The sequence below is a fragment of the Sphingomonas sp. SP5 genome, from assembly GCF_058313455.1.
Genome location: NZ_JBZFLF010000002.1, coordinates 307698 through 328683, shown reverse-complemented (window position 1 = coordinate 328683; position 20986 = coordinate 307698). Strand labels below are relative to the sequence as shown.

The 20986-nt window shown below is 68.1% G+C and carries 22 protein-coding genes; 18 read left to right on the top strand and 4 right to left on the bottom strand.

Features of this window, described 5'->3' with window-relative positions; translation table 11 throughout:
* Positions 1-85: 85 nt before the first annotated feature.
* From AC4GY7_RS05340 to AC4GY7_RS05330, 3 genes are all read left to right on the top strand, one after another.
* Positions 86-352: a hypothetical protein gene (locus tag AC4GY7_RS05340; protein ID WP_443585166.1), complete on the top strand. Its 267-nt coding sequence runs from the start codon at positions 86-88 to the stop codon at positions 350-352.
* Positions 353-418: 66 nt separating this feature from the next.
* The gene (locus tag AC4GY7_RS05335) at positions 419-1588 is read left to right on the top strand and encodes an acetyl-CoA C-acetyltransferase (protein ID WP_491112358.1); all 1170 of its coding nucleotides are present in this window, start codon (positions 419-421) and stop codon (positions 1586-1588) included.
* A gap of 168 nt (positions 1589-1756) precedes the next feature.
* Complete coding sequence (locus AC4GY7_RS05330; RefSeq protein WP_491112356.1) at positions 1757-2539, top strand: SDR family NAD(P)-dependent oxidoreductase; 783 nt, start codon at positions 1757-1759, stop codon at positions 2537-2539.
* Positions 2540-2564: 25 nt separating this feature from the next.
* On the opposite strand, the gene AC4GY7_RS05325 is transcribed toward AC4GY7_RS05330, so the two are convergent.
* Positions 2565-3341 carry a crotonase/enoyl-CoA hydratase family protein gene (locus tag AC4GY7_RS05325; protein ID WP_491112354.1) on the bottom strand — a complete coding sequence of 259 codons (777 nt, stop codon included), beginning with the start codon at positions 3339-3341 and terminating at the stop codon, positions 2565-2567.
* Positions 3342-3420: 79 nt separating this feature from the next.
* Between AC4GY7_RS05325 and AC4GY7_RS05320 the strand changes: the two genes are divergently transcribed.
* Both AC4GY7_RS05320 and AC4GY7_RS05315 read left to right on the top strand, forming a co-directional pair.
* Positions 3421-3846, top strand: coding sequence for a PaaI family thioesterase (locus AC4GY7_RS05320; protein WP_491112351.1), 426 nt, complete (start codon positions 3421-3423; stop codon positions 3844-3846).
* A 5-nt stretch (positions 3847-3851) separates the two neighbouring features.
* Positions 3852-4238: a PaaI family thioesterase gene (locus tag AC4GY7_RS05315; RefSeq protein WP_491112350.1), complete on the top strand. Its 387-nt coding sequence runs from the start codon at positions 3852-3854 to the stop codon at positions 4236-4238.
* 102 nt (positions 4239-4340) lie between these two features.
* Here the strand turns inward: AC4GY7_RS05315 and AC4GY7_RS05310 are convergent, their stop codons facing one another.
* Complete coding sequence (locus AC4GY7_RS05310) at positions 4341-5483, bottom strand: PQQ-dependent sugar dehydrogenase (protein WP_491112348.1); 1143 nt, start codon at positions 5481-5483, stop codon at positions 4341-4343.
* 171 nt (positions 5484-5654) lie between these two features.
* Here AC4GY7_RS05310 and rimP point away from each other — a divergent pair, with 171 nt between their 5' ends.
* From rimP to rbfA, 6 genes are all read left to right on the top strand, one after another.
* Positions 5655-6236, top strand: a complete 582-nt coding sequence (gene rimP, locus AC4GY7_RS05305) for a ribosome maturation protein RimP (RefSeq protein ID WP_491112346.1) — start codon at positions 5655-5657, stop codon at positions 6234-6236.
* 1 nt (position 6237) lies between these two features.
* A complete protein-coding gene (gene nusA, locus AC4GY7_RS05300) occupies positions 6238-7866 on the top strand; it encodes a transcription termination factor NusA (RefSeq protein ID WP_491112345.1) in 1629 nt (542 codons plus the stop codon).
* Positions 7866-8096 carry a tautomerase family protein gene (locus AC4GY7_RS05295; RefSeq protein ID WP_491112344.1) on the top strand — a complete coding sequence of 77 codons (231 nt, stop codon included), beginning with the start codon at positions 7866-7868 and terminating at the stop codon, positions 8094-8096. The genes nusA and AC4GY7_RS05295 overlap by 1 nt, the downstream gene beginning before the upstream one ends.
* 246 nt (positions 8097-8342) lie before the next feature.
* Positions 8343-9065: a DUF448 domain-containing protein gene (locus AC4GY7_RS05290; protein ID WP_491112343.1), complete on the top strand. Its 723-nt coding sequence runs from the start codon at positions 8343-8345 to the stop codon at positions 9063-9065.
* On the top strand, positions 9062-11899 hold the full coding sequence (gene infB, locus AC4GY7_RS05285) for a translation initiation factor IF-2 (protein WP_491112341.1): 2838 nt from the start codon (positions 9062-9064) through the stop codon (positions 11897-11899). The genes AC4GY7_RS05290 and infB overlap by 4 nt, the downstream gene beginning before the upstream one ends.
* Positions 11900-12006: 107 nt before the next feature.
* Positions 12007-12393 (top strand): 30S ribosome-binding factor RbfA, encoded by a 387-nt coding sequence (gene rbfA, locus AC4GY7_RS05280; RefSeq protein ID WP_491112339.1) that lies wholly within the window; start codon positions 12007-12009, stop codon positions 12391-12393.
* 364 nt (positions 12394-12757) lie between these two features.
* On the opposite strand, the gene AC4GY7_RS05275 is transcribed toward rbfA, so the two are convergent.
* Positions 12758-13141, bottom strand: coding sequence for a hypothetical protein (locus AC4GY7_RS05275; protein WP_491112338.1), 384 nt, complete (start codon positions 13139-13141; stop codon positions 12758-12760).
* Here AC4GY7_RS05275 and AC4GY7_RS05270 point away from each other — a divergent pair.
* The 5 genes from AC4GY7_RS05270 (at position 13134) to pnp (ending at position 18279) form a co-directional block, all read left to right on the top strand.
* The gene (locus tag AC4GY7_RS05270; RefSeq protein ID WP_491112337.1) at positions 13134-13712 is read left to right on the top strand and encodes a thymidine kinase; all 579 of its coding nucleotides are present in this window, start codon (positions 13134-13136) and stop codon (positions 13710-13712) included. The two genes, AC4GY7_RS05275 and AC4GY7_RS05270, sit on opposite strands and share 8 nt — an antisense overlap.
* A gap of 91 nt (positions 13713-13803) precedes the next feature.
* Positions 13804-14493, top strand: coding sequence for a site-2 protease family protein (locus AC4GY7_RS05265; protein ID WP_491112802.1), 690 nt, complete (start codon positions 13804-13806; stop codon positions 14491-14493).
* Positions 14493-15380: a tRNA pseudouridine(55) synthase TruB gene (truB, locus tag AC4GY7_RS05260; RefSeq protein ID WP_491112336.1), complete on the top strand. Its 888-nt coding sequence runs from the start codon at positions 14493-14495 to the stop codon at positions 15378-15380. The genes AC4GY7_RS05265 and truB overlap by 1 nt, the downstream gene beginning before the upstream one ends.
* 16 nt (positions 15381-15396) lie before the next feature.
* On the top strand, positions 15397-15666 hold the full coding sequence (gene rpsO / locus AC4GY7_RS05255; RefSeq protein ID WP_037533902.1) for a 30S ribosomal protein S15: 270 nt from the start codon (positions 15397-15399) through the stop codon (positions 15664-15666).
* A 219-nt stretch (positions 15667-15885) separates the two neighbouring features.
* Positions 15886-18279: a polyribonucleotide nucleotidyltransferase gene (gene pnp / locus AC4GY7_RS05250; protein WP_491112335.1), complete on the top strand. Its 2394-nt coding sequence runs from the start codon at positions 15886-15888 to the stop codon at positions 18277-18279.
* A 362-nt stretch (positions 18280-18641) separates the two neighbouring features.
* Here pnp and AC4GY7_RS05245 read toward each other — a convergent pair whose 3' ends face one another.
* Positions 18642-19058: a response regulator gene (locus AC4GY7_RS05245; RefSeq protein ID WP_491112334.1), complete on the bottom strand. Its 417-nt coding sequence runs from the start codon at positions 19056-19058 to the stop codon at positions 18642-18644.
* Positions 19059-19156: 98 nt separating this feature from the next.
* Between AC4GY7_RS05245 and AC4GY7_RS05240 the strand changes: the two genes are divergently transcribed.
* Positions 19157-19912 carry a Crp/Fnr family transcriptional regulator gene (locus tag AC4GY7_RS05240; protein ID WP_443585146.1) on the top strand — a complete coding sequence of 252 codons (756 nt, stop codon included), beginning with the start codon at positions 19157-19159 and terminating at the stop codon, positions 19910-19912.
* The gene (locus tag AC4GY7_RS05235; RefSeq protein ID WP_491112333.1) at positions 19905-20867 is read left to right on the top strand and encodes a sensor histidine kinase; all 963 of its coding nucleotides are present in this window, start codon (positions 19905-19907) and stop codon (positions 20865-20867) included. Before AC4GY7_RS05240 ends, AC4GY7_RS05235 begins: the two co-directional genes overlap by 8 nt.
* Positions 20868-20986: the final 119 nt, after the last annotated feature.

Sequence of the window (20986 nt, the reverse complement as noted above, 5' to 3'; positions counted from 1 at the left end):
CGCAGGATCATCCTGCGGGGCCGTTTCTTTTGGGTCGCAACCCCGCGCTCCCTTCGCGCATTTCCGTTGGCGAAGGAGAGCAGCCATGGACGTATCGACCACCCCCGTCGCCGAACGGATCGCCCGCGTGCTGGCCGGGCAGCGGATCAGCGCCAATGCGGGCGGCGATGCCGAAAGCGCGGGCGACCGGGTCGATAGCGCCTGGCGCGACTATCTGCCCGATGCGCTGGCCGTGCTGCGCACGCTGCGCGAGCCGGACCGCGCCATGGCCGCCGCCGGCGATCCGGCGGTGTGGGAGCGGATGGTGCTGGCCGCGATCGAGGAATCCAAGCCCGAGCGCGTCGTGCTTTAGGCGCTTGCGCTCCGCCGGACTTTGCGCGACACCGCTCGCATAACAAGAGTTATGGAGAGGCGCGGAATGGCGGAATCCTATATCGTCGCGGCGGTGCGGACCGCCGGGGGCCGGCGCGGCGGGCGGCTGGCGGGGTGGCACCCTGCCGACATGGCGGCGGCGGTGCTCGACGCGATCGTGGAGCGCAGCGGCATCGATCCCGCCGCGGTCGAGGACGTCATCATGGGCTGCGTCAGCCAGGGCGGCGAGCAGAGCTTCCAGGTCGGGCGTGGCGCGGTGCTCGCTTCGCGCCTGCCGACCAGCGTGCCCGCCGTCACCATCGACCGCCAGTGCGGATCGTCGCAACAGGCGATCCAGTTCGCCGCCCAGGCGGTGATGAGCGGCACGCAGGACGTGGTGATCGCCGCCGGCGTGGAGAGCATGACGCGCGTGCCGATGGGATCGACGGGTGCGCTGTTCGCCAAGGCCGGGCTCGGCACGGCGAAGAGCCCGCGGCAGGAGGCGCGCTTTCCTGATATCCAGTTCAGCCAGTTCACCGGCGCCGAGATGCTGTCGCGCAAGTACGGCTTCGATCGCGGCGACCTGGATGCCTATGCGCTGGAGAGTCACCGGCGCGCGGCGGCGGCGACCGAGGCGGGGGCGTTCGCCGACGAGATCGTGCCGCTGGCCGTGGAGACACCCGACGGCCCCGCGTTGCACGTGGCCGACGAGGGCATCCGCTATGACGCGAGCGCGGAGACGATCGGCGCGGTGAAGCTGTTGCAGGAGGGCGGCACGATCACCGCCGCCAATGCCAGCCAGATCTGCGACGGGGCGAGTGCCGTGCTGGTGGTGAGCGAGGCGGCGCTGAAGGCGCACGGGCTGACGCCGCTGGCGCGGGTGCATGCGCTGGCGGTGACCGCGGGCGACCCGGTCATCATGCTGGAGGAGCCATTGTTCGCCACCGACCGGGCGCTGGCGCGCACGGGGATGCGGATCGCGGATATCGACCTGTACGAGGTGAACGAGGCGTTCGCGCCGGTGCCGCTCGCCTGGCTGCGGCATACCGGCGGCGACCCGGCGCGGCTGAATGTCAACGGCGGCGCGATCGCGCTGGGCCATCCGCTGGGCGCGAGCGGGACGAAGCTGATGGCGACGCTGGTCCATGCGCTGCATGCGCGCGGCGGGCGCTACGGGTTGCAGACGATGTGCGAGGGCGGCGGCATCGCCAACGTGACGATCGTCGAACGCCTGTAAGGTCTTCCCCCCGCCGGGGGGAGGTAGCCGCCAAAGGCGGTCGGAGGGGGAGGCAAGCTCAGGACGTCGTGCTTGCGGCACCGCCCCCTCCACCACTCGCTTCGCGAGCGGTCCCCTCCCCCGCTGAAGCGAGGGAGGAACGATAGATCAGACGTTTAAGGAGGGATCATGCACATCACCGACACCATGGCTGCCGTTGTCACCGGTGGCGCCTCCGGGCTGGGCGCGGCGACGGCGCGGGCGCTGGCCGCCAAGGGCGCGCGGGTCGCGATCTTCGACTTGCAGCGGGACAGGGGCGAAGCGCTCGCCGCAGAGATCGGCGGCCTGTTCTGCGAGGTGGACGTGACGGGCGATGCGAGCGTCGATGCGGGCTTCGCGCGCGCCCGCGCCGCGCACGGGCAGGAGGCGGTGCTGGTCTGCTGCGCGGGCACCGGCAATGCGGTAAAGACGGCGAGCCGCTCGAAGGAAGACGGCAGCATCAAGCATTTCCCGCTCCCCGCGTTCGACCGGCTGGTGCAGATCAACCTCGTCGGCACCTTTCGCTGCGTCGCCAAGTCCGCCGCGGGCATGCTGACGCTGGACCCCCGTGCGGACGGCGAGCGCGGTGCGATCGTGATGACCGCGAGCGTCGCCGCGGAGGACGGGCAGATCGGCCAGGCGGCCTATTCCGCCTCCAAGGGCGGCGTCGTCGGCATGACGCTGCCGATCGCGCGCGACCTGATGGGCGAGGGCATCAGGGTCAACACGATCCTGCCCGGCATCTTCGACACGCCGCTGCTTCAGGGCGCGCCGCAGCCGGTGAAGGATGCGCTCGCGGCGAGCGTGCCGTTCCCCAAGCGGCTGGGCGACCCGGCGGAATATGCGCAGCTGGCGCTGACGCTGATCGAGAATGGCTATTTCAACGGCGAGGACATCCGGCTGGACGGCGGCATCCGGATGGCGCCACGCTGATCGCAGGCGCGCGGCGGCGCCTGGCTCAATCCGCGAACACCGGCGGCCGCCTGGCCATGTTCGCCGCCACCGCCTCCATCATGTTGGGGCTGCCGATCACCTTCAGCTGCTCCTCCGTCTCGGCGGCCAGCATGGTGCGCGGATCGGCGTCGTGTGCCATGTTGAGCAGCCGCTTGGCGCCCCGGATCGCGTGCGGGTTGCGGGCCGCGATCGTAGCGGCGAGCGCCAGCGCCTCGCCGAGCGGATCGTCGGCGAGGCGCGTGACGAAGCCGTGGTGCAGCGCCTCCGCCGCGTCGAATTCGCGCGCGGTGTAGACGAGCTCGCGCAGCACGTCGTCGCGCACCAGCCCGCGCCAGATCGGAAAGCCCGCCATGTCGGGAACGATCCCCCAATGCATTTCGCGGATGGCGAAGCGGGTGTCGGGCGCGGCGATGCGGATGTCCGCGCCCGACATGATCTGGAGGCCGCCGCCGAAGGCGACGCCGTGCACCGCGGCGATCACCGGCATCGGCAGCTGCCGCCAGCCCCAGGTGACATGCTGGGGCAGGATGCTGCCCTGGTCGTTGCGCTCGGTCGACATGCCCGATCCGCCCTGCGCCATGCTCGCCATGTCGAGGCCGGCGCAAAAGCCCCTGCCCTCGCCCGACAGCACGACGCAGCGCACGTCGGTGCGGGCCGCCAGCGCGTCGATGGCGCCGCCGATCCCTGCGAACATTGCCGGGTCGATCGCGTTCATCTTGTCCGCGCGGGCGAGGCGGACGTCGGCAACGCCGTTCGTGACGGTGAGGGTGACGCGATCCATGGCTCTCTCCTTTGGTGCGCCCACGCTAACCGTACCGCCCGCGTTGCGCCACCGGCGATGGCGTGTAGAGACGCGCGGCATGAGCGGTTTCAACATCGACGCATTCATGGCGCATCGGTTCGGCGGCCATGGCGGCACGCTGGGCATCGTCTTCCACGACAAGGGAGACGGCTGGGTGGAACTCGGCCTGCCTTATTCCGAGGCGCTGGTCGGCGACCCCGCCAGCGGCGTCATCGCCTCCGGCCCGATCATCGCGCTGATGGACATGGCGACCAGCGTCGCGGTGTGGATGAAGCGCGACAGGTTCGCGCCACAGGCGACGCTGGACCTGCGCGTCGACTATCTGCGGCCCGCCGTGCCGGGGCGCACCGTGATCGGGCGCGGCGAATGCCTGAAGCTGACCCGCTCGATCGCCTTCGTCCGCGGCATCGCCTATGATGCGACGCCGGACGATCCGCTGGCGCATGTCGCCGGCACCTTCATGCTGATGGACCAGATGGCATGAGCCCGATGTGTACCCTGCCGCCCTATGCCGAGGTGCTGGGCGTGACGCTGGAACCACGCGAGGGCGAGGCGCCGCTGCTGGTGATGCCGTTCCGCGACGACGTGCTGGGGCGTCCCGGCTTCCTGCACGGTGGCGCGATCTCCGGGCTGCTGGAGGTGGCGGCGATCGTCTCGCTGCAACACGCGCTGGCCGAGGACGGCGGCGGGCGGATCAAGCCGGTCAACGTCACGGTCGACTTCATGCGCGGCGGCCGTGACAAGCCGACGCGGGCGGAGGGGATCGTGACGCGGCTGGGCAACCGCGTCGCCAATGTCGAGGCGATCGCCTGGCAGGACGACCGGGACAAGCCGATCGCGCATGCGCGGATGAACTATCTGGTGGCGCGGGATTAGGTTCTCGCGGCGGGTGGGTGGCTTTCCGCGGGCGCTTGGCCTGCGGAGAGCCCCCTCCACCACCGCTACGCGGCGGTCCCCCTCCCCGTGCCGGGGAGGATTTTACCGCGGCGTCAGGCGGATGAGGCGGCCTTGGGACTTGCCGCCGTCCTCGATGACCCAGATCGCGCCGTCCGGTCCCTGCGCGACGTCGCGGATGCGGGCGCCCATCGGCCATTGGTCGCCCTTGCGCGCAGTCTGACCGTCAAGGCCGACCCGAACCAGCGACTGCGACGACAGGCCGCCGATGAAGGCATCGCCCTTCCACTGCGGGAACAGGTTGCCCGAATAGATCATCAGGCCGCCGGGCGAGATCACCGGGTTCCACCATACCTTGGGCGGTTCATAGCCGTCACCCGGCGCATGATCGGGGATGTCGCGGCCGTCGTAATGGCTGCCGTTCGACACATTCGGCCAGCCGTAGTTGCGGCCGGGCATGATGAGGTTGAGCTCGTCGCCGCCCTTCGGCCCCATCTCCTGTTCCCACAGGCGCCCCTGCGCGTCGAAGGCGATCCCCAGCAGGTTGCGGTGGCCGTAGCTCCAAATCTCTGGTGCGAAGCCCTTGGCGACCAGCGGATTGCCCGGCGCGGGCTTGCCGTCGAGGGTCAGGCGCAGCACCTTGCCGAGCGTCGCCTGCGGATCCTGCGCGGGCGTGAACTTCTGCCGTTCGCCATTGGTGAAGAACAGCGACTGGCCATCGGGCGCGAAGGCGATGCGGCCCGAATAATGGCCATCGCCCGAGACGAAGGGACGCGCGGTGAACAGCGTCTCGATCTCGCCGAGCCGTTCGCCCGCGCCCTCGCCACGCAGCCGCCCGCGCGCGAGCACGACGCCCTTGCCGCCCTGCCCGGCGGTGGAATAGCTGAAGTAGATGCGCTTGCTGGCCGCGAAGTCGGGTGCGGGCACGACGTCCATCAGCCCGCCCTGCCCCGCCGAATCGACGGTGATATTGGCGATGGTCTGCCGCCGCTTGCCGTCGGCGGACAGCAGGATCATCTGCCCCGCCTTTTCCGTCACCACGATGCGATCGTCGGGCAGGAAGGCGAACGCCCAGGGCGACACGAAGTCGGCGACCACCGTCTCGCGGAACGGCTTGGCCGACGGCGGCGTCTCGCCCGCCTGCGGCGCGCCCTCCCCGGTGGCGGGGGCATTGCCCGAACAGGCGATCAGGGCCACGGGCAAGGCGGCCAACAAACTGAAGCGCATCGATATCTCCCTGTGGTTTTGCGGCGAACGCATGAGCCGGCGCGATGGATGCTTGTTTCCAGTCATGGGCACGCGTATATGACGCCTGCCTTCTCTTACATCGTCAGGTGAAAGAGGCTGCGGGGGACCCCCTTCGCGGCGGCGAACACGCATATCTGTTCTGGAGCCCCGATGGCGGACATCGCCCTTCTCACTGCCCTGATCGAACCCGAAGCCCGCGCGCTGGGTTTCGACCTGGTGCGCGTGAAGATGTTCGGCGGCAAGTCCGACCCCACGCTCCAGGTGATGGCCGAGCGGCCCGACACGGGGCAGCTGACGATCGACGATTGCGCCGACCTGTCGCGCCGCATTTCGGACGCGCTCGATGCGCTGGAGGCCGAGGGGCGCGATCCGATTCCGGATGCGTACCGGCTGGAAGTCTCGTCGCCGGGCATCGACCGCCCACTCACCCGGCCGCAGGATTATGCGAACTGGGCCGGGCACGAGGCGAAGATCACGCTCGCCGAAAAGGTCGACAACCGCAAGATCCTGACCGGCGACCTCGTCGGCATCGAAGGCGAGGACGTGACGATCGACGTGCGCGGCCACACCCGCATGACGGTGTCGCTGGCGCAGATCCACGATGCCAAGCTGACGATCACCGACCGGCTGCTCGCCGCCACCGCGCCGCTGTCTTCGGAAGGCGCGGACGAATTCGAAGACGACCCAGATACCGATACCGACAACGACGCACCTAGCGAAGGACAGAAGTAAGATGGCCACCGTCGCCACCGCCAACCGCGCGGAACTGATCGCGATCGCCAATTCGGTCGCGTCCGAGAAGATGATCGACAAGAGCATCGTCATCGAGGCTCTGGAAGAGGCGATCCAGCGCGCGGCCAAGACCCGCTACGGCATCGAGAACGACATTCGTGCAAAGCTCGACCCGCAGACCGGCGACCTGCGCCTGTGGCGCGTCGTCGAGGTGGTCGAGGCGGTCGACGATTATTTCAAGCAGGTCGACGTCAATCAGGCGCAGAAGCTGCAAAAGGGTGCGGTCGTCGGCGACTATATCGTCGATCCCCTGCCCCCGATCGAATTCGGCCGCATCCAGGCGCAGGCATCGAAGCAGATCATCTTCCAGAAGGTGCGCGATGCCGAGCGCGAGCGGCAGTATGAAGAGTTCAAGGACCGCCAGGGCGAGATCATCACCGGCGTCGTCAAGCGCGTCGAGTTCGGCCATATCGTCGTCGACCTGGGCCGCGCCGAGGGCGTCATCCGCCGCGACGCGCAGATCCCGCGCGAGGTGGTGCGCGTCAACGACCGCATCCGCTCGCTGATCCTCAACGTCCGCCGCGAGAACCGGGGGCCGCAGATCTTCCTCAGCCGCGCGCATCCCGATTTCATGAAGAAGCTGTTCGCGCAGGAAGTGCCGGAGATCTACGACGGCATCATCACCATCCAGGCCGCCGCGCGCGATCCGGGCAGCCGCGCCAAGATCGGCGTCATCAGCCGCGATTCGTCGATCGACCCGGTCGGCGCCTGCGTCGGCATGAAGGGCAGCCGCGTGCAGGCCGTCGTGCAGGAGATGCAGGGCGAGAAGATCGACATCATCCCCTGGTCGCCCGACACCGCGACCTTCGTCGTCAACGCATTGCAGCCCGCCAGCGTCAGCCGCGTCGTGATCGACGAGGAAGAGGACCGGATCGAGGTGGTGGTGCCCGACGACCAGCTCAGCCTCGCGATCGGCCGCCGCGGCCAGAACGTGCGGCTCGCCAGCCAGCTGACCGGCAAGGCGATCGACATCCTGACCGAGGCCGACGCCTCCGAAAAGCGCCAGAAGGAATTCGTGCAGAATTCCGAGATGTTCCAGAACGAGCTGGACGTCGACGAGACGCTCGCGCAACTGCTGGTCGCCGAAGGCTTCGGCGCGCTGGAAGAGGTCGCCTATGTCGAGATCGACGAGCTTGCCAGCATCGAGGGCTTCGACGAGGACCTGGCGCAGGAGCTGCAGAGCCGTGCGCAGGAAGCGCTCGATCGTCGCGAGGCCGCGGCACGCGACGAGCGACGCGCGCTGGGCGTCGAGGATGCGCTGGCTGATATTCCGTACCTGACCGAAGCGATGCTGGTCACGCTGGGCAAGGCGGGGATCAAGACGCTGGACGATCTCGCCGACCTCGCCACCGACGAGCTGGTCGAGAAGAAGCGCGCCGAGCCGCGCCGCCGCAACGAGGACGCACCCAAGCGCCCCGAGCCGAAGGGCGGCATCCTGAGCGAGTACGGCCTGTCCGACGAGCAGGGCAACGAGATCATCATGGCTGCGCGCCAGCATTGGTTCGCCGATGAAGAGCCGGCGGCGGACGCCGATACGGCGGGGTCCGAGGCGGAGGGCGAGGACGCCTGATGCCGTTCGTCTCGATCCGATTGGCCGGCTCCGCAAGCCGGGAGCAGAAGGCGGGGGTCGTCGCGGACGTGACGGCCTCGCTGGTCGCGCGCCTCGGCAAGAACCCCGCAGCGGTGCAGATCGTGATCGAGGAAGTGCCTACGGAGAATTATGCGGCCGGCGGGCAGTTGCTCGCCGACCGCGATGCGCCCCAAATGAGGGAGGACGCTGATGCGGTTCCCTCGCAATGAGACGCTGAGGTTTCAGCACCGTAGCGACAGGCATAGCGACTCGCGGGCGACCGCGGGGGTGTCGCCATGCGTCTCGCCTAACTTCCCCCGTCACCCCGGACTTGTTCCGGGGTCCACAGTGCCGCGACGAAAACAGCGAGCGAGCTTGGCAGAGCGCTTGCACCTATCGCAAGTGCATCCTTCCCCTGCCCCGTGGACCCCGGAACGGGTCCGGGGTGACGGTGTACGTGTGGCGGAGGTCGCCGCATGAGCGATCCCATCCGCAAATGCATCCTGAGCCAGGAGCGCGACGGGCGCGACCGGCTGGTGCGACTCGCGCTAGCGCCGGACGGCCAGGTGCTGCCCGACGTGCGCGCCAAGGCGCCGGGGCGCGGCGCGTGGATCGGCGTGACGCGGGACGAGCTGGAGCAGGCGATCGCCAAGAAGCGGCTGCGCGGGGCGCTGGCGCGGGCGTTCAAGGGCGCGGAATTCATCATCCCCGACGATCTGCCCGCCCGCATCGCCGCGGCGCTGGAGCGCAATGCGCTCGACCGGCTGGGCCTTGAATCGCGGTCGGGCATGCTGCTGACCGGTTCCGAGAAGATCGAGACGGCGGCGCGATCCGGGCAGTTGCACGCGCTCTATCATGCCGCCGATGCCGGCACCGACGGCAACCGCAAGCTGGACCAGGCGTGGCGTGTCGGATCGGATCGCGAAGGATCGGACGTGCGGGGCTTGGTATTGCCGATGCCCCGCCCCATATTGTCGTTGGCGCTGGGCCGCGAGAATGTGGTACACATCGGCCTGACCGACCGCGCTGCCGCCGCGCGGGTGAGCGATGCGCTCGACCGCTGGCTGCATTTTATCGGACCTGAACCTACTCCCGTGCCTTGCGAAACGGCCTCGCAAGGCGCATCGACGCCCGGACTTTCCGGGACGGTCGCCAGCGGGCATCGACCGGTCGTAGACGTAAACGAGGATTTTGAGTGAGCGACACCGACAACGATAAGCCGAAACTTGGCATGCGCGCGCCCCTGGGGCTGAAGCGCACGGTCGAGACCGGCCAGGTGAAGCAGAGCTTCAGCCACGGCCGGTCCAATACGGTGATCGTGGAAACCAAGCGCCGCCGCGTGCTCGGCCGTCCGGGCGAGGCGCAGGCTGCGCCCGAGCCGCAGGTGCAGGCGCCCGTCGCCGCGCCTGCCCCGGCACCGGCGCCCGCCCCCGCACCGCGTCCGGCGCCGTCAAACGAGACGCCGCAGGAGCGCCAGGCGCGCATGCTGCGCGAGGCCGAGGACCAGCGCATGCACGCGCTGGAAGACGCGCGTCGCCGCGACGAGGCCGCCCGCGTGCAGGCCGCCGAGGACGAGCGCCAGCGCGCCGCCGAAAAGGCGGCAGCGGCAGCAGCAGCCGCCGCTGCGCCGCCCCCCGCTCCGGAACCCGAGCCGACGCCGGCGCCTGCCCCGGCACAGCCTGCGCCGCAGGTCGCCGCACCGAGCGTGCCGACGCCTGCCGGCCGTGGCTTCCGCCCGGTCGAGCGGCCGGTGCCGCCGGCGCCGGTGGAAGCACCGGCAGAGCCCGTCGCGGCACCTGCCCCGGCTCCGACGCCTGCTCCTGCGCCGGCACCGGAACCGGTCGCTGCCGCTCCGGCGCCCGCGCCGCGTGCCGCTGCACCCGCGCCCGCTCCGGCGCCGACGATCGAGCTCGGTCGCGATCCGTCGCTGCCGGCGCCGCGCCGCTTCTCGCCGGTCGCCCGGCCGGAAATCCCGAAGCCGCAGCCCAAGCCCGCTCCTGCCCCGACGCCTGCGCCGACCCCGGCCGCAGCATCGACGGGTGCCGCCGGCGGTGCCAACCGCAGCCTGCCTTCGGGTCAGGCGACGCCGCGCAACGCGCCGCCGAGCCGGCCGACGCAGCGCGACCGCAAGGGCGACGAGCGTCGTGGCGGCAAGCTGACCGTCAACCGCGCGCTGGGCGACGATGGTGCGCGCAGCCGCAGCCTCGCCGCGCTGAAGCGGGCGCGCGAGAAGGAAAAGCGCCACTTCGGCGGCCCGCGCGAGGCGCAGCCCAAGCAGGTCCGCGACGTGCAGGTGCCCGAGGCGATCACCGTCCAGGAACTCGCCAACCGTATGGCGGAAAAGGGCGCCGATCTGGTCAAGACGCTGTTCAAGATGGGCATGCCCGTCACGATGACGCAGACGATCGACCAGGACACGGCCGAGCTGCTGGTGACCGAATTCGGCCACAACATCGTCCGCGTCAGCGACAGCGACATCGACCTGGCCATCGACACGGTCGAGGATGCGCCCGAATCGCTGAAGGCGCGTCCCCCGGTCGTGACGATCATGGGTCACGTCGACCACGGCAAGACCAGCCTGCTCGACGCGCTGCGCGGCACCGACGTGGTGCGCGGCGAGGCGGGTGGCATCACCCAGCATATCGGCGCCTATCAGGTCACGCTGAAGGACAAGTCGAAGGTCACGTTCCTCGACACGCCGGGCCACGAGGCGTTCACGCAGATGCGTGCGCGCGGCGCCGATGTCACCGATATCGTGGTGCTGGTGGTCGCGGCCGACGACGGGCTGATGCCGCAGACGATCGAGGCGATCAACCATACCAAGGCGGCCGGCGTGCCGATGATCGTGGCGATCAACAAGATCGACAAGTATGAGGCCAATGCCCAGCGCGTGCGCGAGCGCCTGCTGGAGCATGAGGTGGTGGTCGAGGAAATGGGCGGCGACGTCCAGGACGTCGAAGTCTCCGCGCTCAAGAAGACCGGCCTCGACGAGCTGATCGAGAAGATCCAGCTGCAGGCCGAACTGCTCGAACTGCGCGCCAACCCCGATCGTCCGGCCGAAGGCACGGTGATCGAGGCGAAGCTCGACAAGGGTCGTGGCCCCGTCGCGACGGTGCTGGTCAATCGCGGCACGCTGAAGGTCGGCGACGTGTTCGTCATCGGTGCGGAGAGCGGCAAGGTGCGCGCGCTGGTCGACGACAAGGGCCGGCAGGTGAAGCAGGCCGATCCGGCGATGCCGGTCGAGGTGCTCGGCATCTCGGGCGTGCCGTCGGCGGGCGATCCGCTGCAGGTGGTCGAGAACGAGGCACGTGCCCGCGAGGTCGCCGAATATCGCCAGAGCGTGCTGACGCAGAAGCGCACCACCTCGGCACCGGCGAGCCTGGAGAGCATGTTCTCGGCGCTGAAGGCCAATGCGGCGATCGAATATCCGCTCGTCGTGAAGGCCGATACGCAGGGGACGGTCGAGGCGATCGTCGCGTCGATCAACAAGATCTCGACCGACCTCATCAAGGCGCGCGTGCTGCATGCGGGGGTCGGCGGCATCACCGAGAGCGACGTGACGCTGGCGGGCGCCAGCGGCGCGCCGATCGTCGGCTTCAACGTCCGTGCCAATGCCAAGGCACGCGAGATCGCCGAGCGGCAGAAGGTGGCGTTGAAATATTACGACGTCATCTACGATCTGATCGACGAGATCCGCGCCGGCATGGCGGGCGAGCTCGGGCCGGAGGCGTTCGAGACCGTGGTCGGCCGTGCGGAAATCCGCGAGGTCTTCTCGGCCGGCAAGCATGGCCGGGCGGCCGGTCTGCTGGTGGTCGAGGGTGTCATCCGCAAGGCGCTGAAAGCCCGCATCACGCGCAACGACGTCATCATCTACCAGGGCGAGATCGCCAGCTTGCGCCGCTTCAAGGACGATGTGCCCGAAGTGCGTGCCGGCCTGGAATGCGGCGTGACGTTCACGCAGAACTTCACGGACATCAAGGCAGGCGACTATCTTGAGACGTTCGAAGTCGAGATGCGCGAACGGACCCTCTAGGACATGCTCCCCTCCCGCTTGCGGGAGGGGCTGGGGGTGGGCCCGGCAAGACACAGCTTCGGTCGGGCCCACCCCCGACCCCTCCCGCAAGCGGGAGGGGAGTTCAGATGAACAAAGATCCTCAGGAAAAATCCGTCCGCACGCTGCGCGTCGGCGAGCAGGTCCGGCACGTGCTGTCGGAGATCCTCGCGCGCGGCGACGTGCATGACGACGTGCTGGCGAAGCACATGGTCTCGATCACCGAAGTGCGCATGTCCCCCGACCTGCGCCATGCGACGGTGTTCGTGAAGCCGCTGCTCGGCAAGGACGAGGAGGCGGTGCTGAAGGCGCTGCGTACCAACACGGCCTATCTGCAGCGCGAGGTCGCGCATCGCGTGCAGAACAAATACGCCGCGAAGCTGAAGTTCCTGGCGGACGAAAGCTTCGACGAGGGCAGCCATATCGACCAGCTGCTCCGCCGGCCGGAGGTGGCGCGGGATCTGGGTGACGATTGATCTCTAGATGGCGATACTGGTCAGCAACGCGACAGATGCATCGCTGACGGTCTGGCTTGAGCCGTGGTGTGACGAATTGGAGCTGCCAGTCCGAGGGGTGATGACGCTGGGGGCGCTCCCAGGAGATGGCGATGTGGCCGAGCTGGAGGTTGTGGACGATCGGCTGGTCGTTTGGGCGACGGCACCCGGAACGCTCGTCGTCTCGATCAATGGCGTTGAACAGGATACCGGCAGTCGCACAATCGCGCTTCCCGCTGAAATGCTGAGCCTCCCTGTAAAGAGCTTTGTAAATCTGGTCTTCGAAGGCCAATCCGGAGCACGCCCGGCAGGTGCGCCATCTCACCATCGTCTCCCGGGATTAGGGTTAAGAATGATGCGATGGACGAAAGCTCTCGCGCCAACGTGGGTCCGCCTCGATTGGCGGCGGTGACCATTCGTCACTGTCGGCTCCGTCTTGCGCTTCCAGATTTGCGACCGCAGCATCCGGAGTATTGCCCGCCGCGATCCATGGCGGCGCGAGACCCCAGAACACGCTTGCGGTGACATCATCGCTCCCGGGACCATATTCGTTAAGCCATGCAAGTCGGCTCATGCCCCTCAATAGCGCATCGGATTGGGCGACGGCCCACCAACGTCCCTTCGAATAAACCCCTTGATAGCGGTCCTCGATGACCGCGATGGGATACAGATCGGGGCTCACTGCGCTGGACATGACATCGATCCTGCGGTCTGAAGCGGCGATGGCCAAGCTCTACTTCTACTACGCCTCGATGAATGCGGGGAAGTCGACGACGCTGTTGCAGGCGGACTTCAACTATCGCGAGCGGGGGATGGAGACGATGCTGTTCACCGCGGCGGTGGACGATCGCTTCGCCGCGGGCACGATCACCAGCCGGATCGGGCTGGAGGCGCCGGCGACGCCGTTCGAGGCGACGACCGATCTGGCCGCCTGCGTCGCCGATCGGCTCGCTGCCGGCCCCCTCGCCTGCGTGCTGGTCGACGAGGCGCAATTCCTGTCCGCCGGGCAGGTGGCGCAGCTGGCGCATATCTGCGACGTGCTGAACGTGCCGGTGCTGGCATACGGGCTGCGCACGGATTTCCAGGGGCGGTTGTTCGAAGGCGCGGCGCGGCTGCTGGCGATCGCGGATGCGCTCATCGAGATCAAGTCGGTGTGCGTGTGCGGGCGCAAGGCGACGATGAACCTGCGCGTCGATGCCGAGGGCCGCGCCATCGCCGAGGGTGCGCAGACCGAGATCGGCGGCAACGACCGCTATGTCGCGCTGTGCCGGCGGCATTTCAGCGAGGCGCTGGGCGGCTGATCCCTGCCGTCGCCCCGGCGCACGCGGGGACGATGACGATGGGATGTTCGTAACGCTGGCGCTCTCCCCTCCCCCGCGCCATATCGCGGCCATGAACCCCGACAATATCGTCTATCGCACCGCGATCTGGATCATCCCGCTGGTCATCGCCATCGTCTTTCACGAGGTCGCGCATGGCTGGATGGCGAAGTGGCTGGGCGATCCCACCGCCGAGGAGCAGAAGCGGCTGAGCTTCAATCCCGTACGCCACGTCGATCCCGTCGGCACGGTCATCCTGCCGCTCGGCCTCGCCATCGCGGGTGCGCCGGTGTTCGGCTGGGCGAAGCCGGTGCCGGTGATCGCGCAGCGGCTGCACAATCCGCGCTGGGGGATGGTGGCGGTGGCGCTCGCCGGGCCGGGAATGAACCTGATCCTGGCGACGATCGCTGCGATCCTGATCGGTGCCGCCGCGGCGCTGTCCCACGGAGTGCAGCCGACCGGCATCGCCGCCTTCGTGCTCGCCAACCTGTTCAACTTCCTGCTGGTCAACGTCTTCCTGGCGCTGTTCAACCTGCTGCCGATGCCGCCGTTCGACGGTGGCCATGTCGTGGAAGGGCTGCTGCCGCGGCCGCTCGCGGCGCAATGGGCGAGGATCGGGCGGTTCGGTTTCCTGTTGCTGATCCTGATGCTGGTGGTGCTGCCGATGATCGTGCCGGGCGCCAATCTGGTCGGGCGGATCGTCGCGCCGCCGGCCGAGGCGCTGGTCGGCTGGTTCCTCGCGCTGGCGCAGGCGATCGCCTGATGCACGGCTGGGTGATCGTCGACAAACCGCTGGGTCTGGGCAGCACGCAGGTCGTTTCGGCGGTCAAGCGTGCGTTGCGGCAGGGCGGCTATGGCAAGTTCAAGGTCGGCCATGGCGGCACGCTCGATCCGCTGGCGACCGGCGTGCTGCCGGTGGCGGTCGGCGAGGCGACGAAGCTCGCCGGGCGGATGCTCGACAGCGACAAGGTGTACGACTTCACGATCCGCTTCGGCGAGCAGACCGACACGCTGGATGCGGAAGGTGCGGTGATCGCAACGTCGGACGTGCGGCCGACGCTGGGCGAGGTGGAGGCGGTGCTGCCGCGCTTCACCGGACCGATCAGCCAGGTGCCGCCGGCCTATTCGGCGCTGAAGGTGGATGGCGAGCGGGCGTATGATCTGGCGCGTGCGGGCGAAGAGGTGGTGCTGGCGAGCCGCGAGGTGACGGTGCATGCCCTCCATTCCTCCCCGGCACGGGGAGGAATGGAGGGCATCACCCTCACCGCGCATGTTTCCAAGGGCACGTATATCCGCTCCCTCGCCCGCGACATCGCGCTGGCGCTGGGCACCGTCGGCCACGTCACCATGCTGCGACGGACCAAGGCGGGGCCGTTCAACTTGGCGCCGGCGATATCGCTGGACAAATTGGCTGAGGCCGGTATGGGGCGCACCCTTGAACAGTTACTCCTGCCGTTGAGGGCGGGGCTGGACGACATCCCGGCTCTCTCCCTCTCCCCGGATCAGGCAGGGGCGCTCCGCCAGGGGCGTGTGCTGACCGGGATCGCCAAGGACGATGGCCAATACTTCGCATGCGCCGGCGACACGCCGGTCGCGCTGGTAGCGGTGGAGGGCGAGGAAGCCCGCGTCGTCCGTGGCTTCAACCTATGATGTCGAGGACGAACACATGACCATTACCGCCGAGCGCAAGACCGAACTCGTCAAGGAACATGCCCGCCAGGAAGGCGACACGGGTTCGCCCGAGGTGCAGGTCGCGATCCTGTCGGAGCGCATCAAGAACCTGACCGAGCATTTCAAGGGTCACAAGAAGGACAACCATTCGCGCCGCGGGCTGCTGATGATGGTCAACAAGCGGCGTTCGCTGCTCGACTATCTGCGCAAGACCGATGGCCAGCGCTATCTGGACCTGATCGCGAAGCTCGGGCTTCGCAAGTAACGCAGATCCGGGACAAAGGGGCGGCCTTCGGGTCGCCCTTTTCATATCGGCGTGCTATGGGCGCGCCACACGAATACCGGCACGACGCCGGGACATGCGGAAGCCGGCAATTCGGCTGCGCTTCCCCGGAGCGACAAGACGCTCCACACCGCCGCGGGCCGGTTTAGCCCGCGAGACAGGCCCCCCGCAGCATCTGGCTCGGGGAGTGAAGGAAAATACATGTTCAATGCCAAGAAGGTATCGATCGAGTGGGGCGGCCAGACGCTGACCCTCGAAACGGGCAAGGTCGCCCGCCAGGCCGACGGCGCGGTGATCGCGACGCTCGGCGAGACGGTGGTGCTCTGCGCCGTGACCGCCGCCAAGTCGGTGAAGGAGGGGCAGGATTTCTTCCCGCTCACGGTCCACTACCAGGAAAAGTTTTCGGCTAGCGGCCGCATTCCCGGCGGCTTCTTCAAGCGCGAGCGTGGCGCGACCGAGCGTGAGACGCTGGTCAGCCGCCTGATCGACCGTCCGATCCGCCCGCTGTTCCCCGAAGGCTTCTATAACGAGATCAACTGCATCGCGCAGGTGCTCAGCTATGACGGCGAGAACGAGCCCGACCTCTTGGCGATGATCGCGGCGTCGGCGGCGATGACGCTGTCGGGCGTCCCCTTCATGGGCCCGATCGGCGCGGCGCGCGTCGGCTACAAGGACGGCGAATATCAGCTGAACCCGTCGGACGCCGAAGTGCTGACCGGCGAGCTCGACCTGATGGTCGCGGCGACGCACGACGCGGTGATGATGGTCGAATCCGAAGCCAAGGAGCTGTCGGAAGAGGTCATGCTGGGCGCCGTGATGTTCGCGCACAAGGCGTCGCAGGACATCATCAAGGCGATCATCCGCCTGGCCGAACAGGCCGCCAAGGAGCCCTGGGAGCTGAAGGTCCAGGACGACAAGGCCGGGGTGAAGGCGAAGCTGAAGGCGCTGATCGGCAAGGATCTGGAAGCCGCCTACAAGCTGACCGACAAGCAGGCCCGCCAGACCGCGGTCAACGAGGCGCGCGCCAAGGCCCGCGACGGCATGGCCGACCTGAAGGACAGCGATCCGCAGGCGTATCTCGCCAGCCTGAAGCTGGTGAAGAAGCTGGAGGCGGATATCGTCCGCACCGCGATCCTCAAAACCGGCATCCGCATCGACGGCCGCGACACCAAGACGGTGCGTCCGATCGAGGCCGAGGTCCACTTCCTGCCGCGTGCGCACGGTTCGGCGCTGTTCACCCGCGGCGAGACGCAGACGATCGCGACCACCACGCTCGGCACCCGCGACGCAGAGCAGATGATCGACGGCCTCAACGGCCTGTCGTACCAGAACTTCATGCTGCACTATAACTTCCCGCCCTATTCGGTCGGCGAAGTCGGCCGCTTCGGTGCGCCGGGCCGTCGCGAAGTCGGCCACGGCAAGCTCGCCTGGCGCGCGCTGCACCCGGTGCTGCCGACCAAGGAAGAGTTCCCCTACACGATCCGCGTCACCAGCGACATCACCGAGTCCAACGGCTCGTCCTCGATGGCCACCGTTTGCGGCGGTTCGCTGTCGATGATGGATGCGGGCGTGCCGCTGAAGCGCCCGGTGTCGGGCATCGCGATGGGCCTGATCCTGGAAGGCAAGGACTATGCGGTCCTGTCCGACATCCTGGGCGACGAGGATCATCTCGGCGACATGGACTTCAAGGTGGCCGGCACCAGCGAGGGCATCACCTCGCTGCAGATGGACATCAAGATCGCCGGCATCACTGAAGAGATCATGAAGGTCGCGCTGGCGCAGGCGCATGAGGGCCGCGCGCACATCCTGGGCGAGATGGCCAAGGCGCTGGGCGAAACCCGCTCGGAGCTGTCGGCGCATGCGCCGCGCATCGAGACCTTCACGATCGACAAGTCGAAGATCCGCGAAGTCATCGGTACGGGCGGCAAGGTGATCCGCGAGATCGTCGCCCAGACTGGCGCCAAGGTCGACATCGACGACGAAGGCGTCATCAAGGTGTCGTCGTCCGACAGCGCGCAGATCGACGCCGCGATCAAGTGGATCAAGGGCCTGGTCGAAGAGGCCGAGGTCGGCAAGGTCTATGACGGCAAGGTCGTCAACCTGGTCGATTTCGGGGCGTTCGTGAACTTCATGGGCGGCAAGGACGGCCTGGTCCACGTCAGCGAGATCAAGAACGAGCGTGTTGAGAAGGTGTCGGACGTGCTGTCCGAAGGCCAGCAGGTGAAGGTGAAGGTCCTCGAGATCGATCCGCGCGGCAAGGTGCGCCTGTCGATGCGCGTCGTCGACCAGGAAACCGGTGCCGAGCTGGAGGACACCCGTCCGGCGCGCGAACCGCGTGAGGGCGGCGACCGTGGCCGTGGCCCGCGTGGCGACCGCGGTGATCGCGGCGATCGTGGTCCGCGCCGCGATGGCGGTGATCGCGGTGGTGATCGTGACGTGGGCCGTGGCCCGCGCCGCGACCGTGGTCCGCGCGGCGAAGGCGGCGAGCGCGGCGGCGACCGTGACGGGGGCCGTGGCCCGCGCAACGGCGGCGGCAACGATGACGGCCCCGCGCCGGAATTCGCGCCTGCCTTCCTGACCGGCGATCGCGACTGATCCCAACGGGTTGCACCTGAATGACGAAGGGGCCCGGCAGCGATGCCGGGCCCTTTTTCGTTGTGCGTGGTGTCGGGGGTTCCGGCGTCGCCGATTTCGGAAGCGAGGAGCGGACGATCCCCCCCGCCCGTTCGCCCTGAGCCTGCCGAAGCCTGTCCTGAGCGACGCCGCAGGCGGCGTCGAAGGGCGCATGAGTCTCACCTGTGCTTCGACAGGCTCAGCACGAACGGGTGTGGGACCCGATCCTCTCGATACGTTGGGGGCGCCGGACGGTGGAGGGGGCGCCGCCGCCGTTCCTCACCCTTGGGGAAGAGCCGGCGGGCCGACCGATAGCTCCGTTCCGGTACCGGATCGGATGCGGTTCAGTGCGGGCGGGCGCTTCCGATCCGCGGCAGGGGTGCCCCACGCTGCCACAGGTCTTCTGCCGCCAGCCGCAGCTTCAGCGGCGACACCGGCTTTTCGCACCGCGGCAGGTGGCGGTAGCGTTCGGGGATCATCGCTTCGTCATAGCCGCTGTAGATCAGCAACCGCACATCCGTGGCGAGCAGATAGTCGATCAGCGGAAAGGCCAGGGTTTCGCGCAGGTTGATGTCGAGCACCGCCGCGTCCAGCGCCATCGTCTGTTCGGCAAGGCGCATCGCCTGCGGCAGCGAGGCCGCCGGTCCGATCACCCGTGCACCCGCTCGGGCAAGCTCGCAGGCAAGATCGTCGGCGATCATATATTCGTCCTCGACGATGAGCACACGCTTGCCCCCCAATGGCGACGCCACCAAAGTCATTGCCTTTCTCCCTGTAAAACAACGGGATAAAGAATTAGTCGCAAAAGGCGCTAACATGGGTGAGCGAGGTTCAGGATGGATTACTGTCTGATCGTGCCATGTCTTCGATCCCTTCTGCCCCGCGCCTGATCTCCCGGTTGCAGCATTATGTGCTGTTTTCCGACGACGAACGCGCCGCGATCGAGGGGGCGTGCGCAGGCCCGTCGCTGACCGTGCGCCAGCGGCGCGACCTGATCCGCGAGGGCGACCGGCCGCGCAACGTCAACCTGATCGTCGAAGGCTGGGCGTTCCGCTACAAGACGCTGGAGGACGGGCGGCGGCAGATCATCGCCTTCTACCTGCCCGGCGACCTGTGCGACCCCAATGGCTATATCCTGAAGGAGATGGATCATTCCGTCGGAGCGCTGACGGCGGTACGCTACGTCGAAATCGCGCGTGAACGGATCGAGGCGCTGACTGCCATGGGACCGCGGCTGGATCAGGCGCTGCGCTGGGACGTGCTGGTGTCAGCGGCGATCCAGCGCGAATGGACGGTCAATCTGGGCCAGCGTGACGCGATCGAGCGCTTGTCGCACCTGTTCTGCGAATTGTTCTTTCGCCTGCGCGCCGTGGGGCTGGTCGACGGCCATCGCTGCGAGATCCCGCTGACCCAGACCGATCTGGCCGAAGCGACGGGCATGACGCCGGTGCACGTCAATCGCATGGTGCAGGAATTGCGCGCCCGCGGCCTGGTTCGCTGGAAAGGGCGCGAGTTCGAAGCGCTCGACCTCGACGGGCTGTGCGAGGTCGCGATGTTCAATCCGACCTATCTCCACCTCGACCATGAAGGACAGCGTCTGGATGCCAATGGGTAGTCCGTCGCGATCCGCGGACGGCCGCACCGAGGATCGGCAAGCGCTCCATCCCCCGGTCAGCTGGCGTTCGACGCCGGAGGGCGACAGCCTGTGGTTTTCGCCAGAATGGGCGACGCTGACCGGGCAGCAGGCCGCCGACAGCGCGGGGATCGGCTGGATGGATTGCGTCCACCCGGAGGATCGCGGCCATATCCTGGCGGGCTGGCATCGGGCGCGGACGACGCGGCTGTTCTGCGCCGACGTGCGGGTGCTGGCGCAGCCCGGCGGCACGTATCGCTGGTACCGCGCGCAGGCGCTGCCGGCGGCGGGCGACGAGCCCGGCTGGTCCGGCACCGCCGTCGATATCACCGACCTGCGCAGCCGGATCGAGGGCGAGGGCCGCCTGCGCGCATCGATCTATCACCGGGTCCGCAACACGCTGGCCGTCATCCGTTCGATCGCGCGGCGCACCGCGGAGAACAGCGACACGGTGGAGGAATATCGCAACCATTTCGACGGCCGCCTTGCCGCCTTCGCGCGCACGCAGAGCCACATCATGCGCACCGGCGACGAAGGCGTCGACCTGGAGGCGCTGCTCGCCGACGAACTGCTGGCGAGCCGGATCGGCGGGCGGGTCGGCTATGGCGGCCCGGAAGTGCGACTGCCGCCGCGCATCGCCGAGCAGATCGGCATCGCGCTGTACGAACTGACCGCCAATGCGCTGCAATATGGCGCGCTGAGCCGTCCGACGGGGACGTTGCGGATCGACTGGACGGTAGCGGCGACGCCGCGCCCCGAGACGCTGCGCGTCGATTGGCAGGAACATGTGCCGGAGGGTGGCGTGGTCGAGCCGGACGCGGAGGGGTTCGGAATCGAGCTGCTGACGCGCAGCCTGCGCTACGAACTGGATGCCGATGTCGGGATCGACTTCGCCGACACCGGGCTGCACTGCACGATCGCGGTGCCGCTGGATTGATAGCGCGCGAGTAAAAGTGAACCGCCGCGCAGAGTTAATCCATTTAGTCGACAACTGTAAGAAATTCCGTCATATTGCAGAGGCTTGCAAGGCGTAGCCCGTTGGCGGCAAGCATCTCT

Bases quoted from the DNA above. Each gene is read 5' to 3' on its own strand.
- AC4GY7_RS05340 (WP_443585166.1), top strand. From the start codon at position 86: ATGGACGTATCGACCACCCCCGTCGCCGAACGGATCGCCCGCGTGCTG.
- AC4GY7_RS05335 (WP_491112358.1), top strand. From the start codon at position 419: ATGGCGGAATCCTATATCGTCGCGGCGGTGCGGACCGCCGGGGGCCGG.
- AC4GY7_RS05330 (WP_491112356.1), top strand. From the start codon at position 1,757: ATGCACATCACCGACACCATGGCTGCCGTTGTCACCGGTGGCGCCTCC.
- AC4GY7_RS05325 (WP_491112354.1), bottom strand. From the start codon at position 3,341: ATGGATCGCGTCACCCTCACCGTCACGAACGGCGTTGCCGACGTCCGC.
- AC4GY7_RS05320 (WP_491112351.1), top strand. From the start codon at position 3,421: ATGAGCGGTTTCAACATCGACGCATTCATGGCGCATCGGTTCGGCGGC.
- AC4GY7_RS05315 (WP_491112350.1), top strand. From the start codon at position 3,852: ATGTGTACCCTGCCGCCCTATGCCGAGGTGCTGGGCGTGACGCTGGAA.
- AC4GY7_RS05310 (WP_491112348.1), bottom strand. From the start codon at position 5,483: ATGCGCTTCAGTTTGTTGGCCGCCTTGCCCGTGGCCCTGATCGCCTGT.
- rimP (WP_491112346.1), top strand. From the start codon at position 5,655: ATGGCGGACATCGCCCTTCTCACTGCCCTGATCGAACCCGAAGCCCGC.
- nusA (WP_491112345.1), top strand. From the start codon at position 6,238: ATGGCCACCGTCGCCACCGCCAACCGCGCGGAACTGATCGCGATCGCC.
- AC4GY7_RS05295 (WP_491112344.1), top strand. From the start codon at position 7,866: ATGCCGTTCGTCTCGATCCGATTGGCCGGCTCCGCAAGCCGGGAGCAG.
- AC4GY7_RS05290 (WP_491112343.1), top strand. From the start codon at position 8,343: ATGAGCGATCCCATCCGCAAATGCATCCTGAGCCAGGAGCGCGACGGG.
- rbfA (WP_491112339.1), top strand. From the start codon at position 12,007: ATGAACAAAGATCCTCAGGAAAAATCCGTCCGCACGCTGCGCGTCGGC.
- AC4GY7_RS05270 (WP_491112337.1), top strand. From the start codon at position 13,134: ATGGCCAAGCTCTACTTCTACTACGCCTCGATGAATGCGGGGAAGTCG.
- AC4GY7_RS05265 (WP_491112802.1), top strand. From the start codon at position 13,804: ATGAACCCCGACAATATCGTCTATCGCACCGCGATCTGGATCATCCCG.
- truB (WP_491112336.1), top strand. From the start codon at position 14,493: ATGCACGGCTGGGTGATCGTCGACAAACCGCTGGGTCTGGGCAGCACG.
- rpsO (WP_037533902.1), top strand. From the start codon at position 15,397: ATGACCATTACCGCCGAGCGCAAGACCGAACTCGTCAAGGAACATGCC.
- pnp (WP_491112335.1), top strand. From the start codon at position 15,886: ATGTTCAATGCCAAGAAGGTATCGATCGAGTGGGGCGGCCAGACGCTG.
- AC4GY7_RS05245 (WP_491112334.1), bottom strand. From the start codon at position 19,058: ATGACTTTGGTGGCGTCGCCATTGGGGGGCAAGCGTGTGCTCATCGTC.
- AC4GY7_RS05240 (WP_443585146.1), top strand. From the start codon at position 19,157: ATGTCTTCGATCCCTTCTGCCCCGCGCCTGATCTCCCGGTTGCAGCAT.
- AC4GY7_RS05235 (WP_491112333.1), top strand. From the start codon at position 19,905: ATGGGTAGTCCGTCGCGATCCGCGGACGGCCGCACCGAGGATCGGCAA.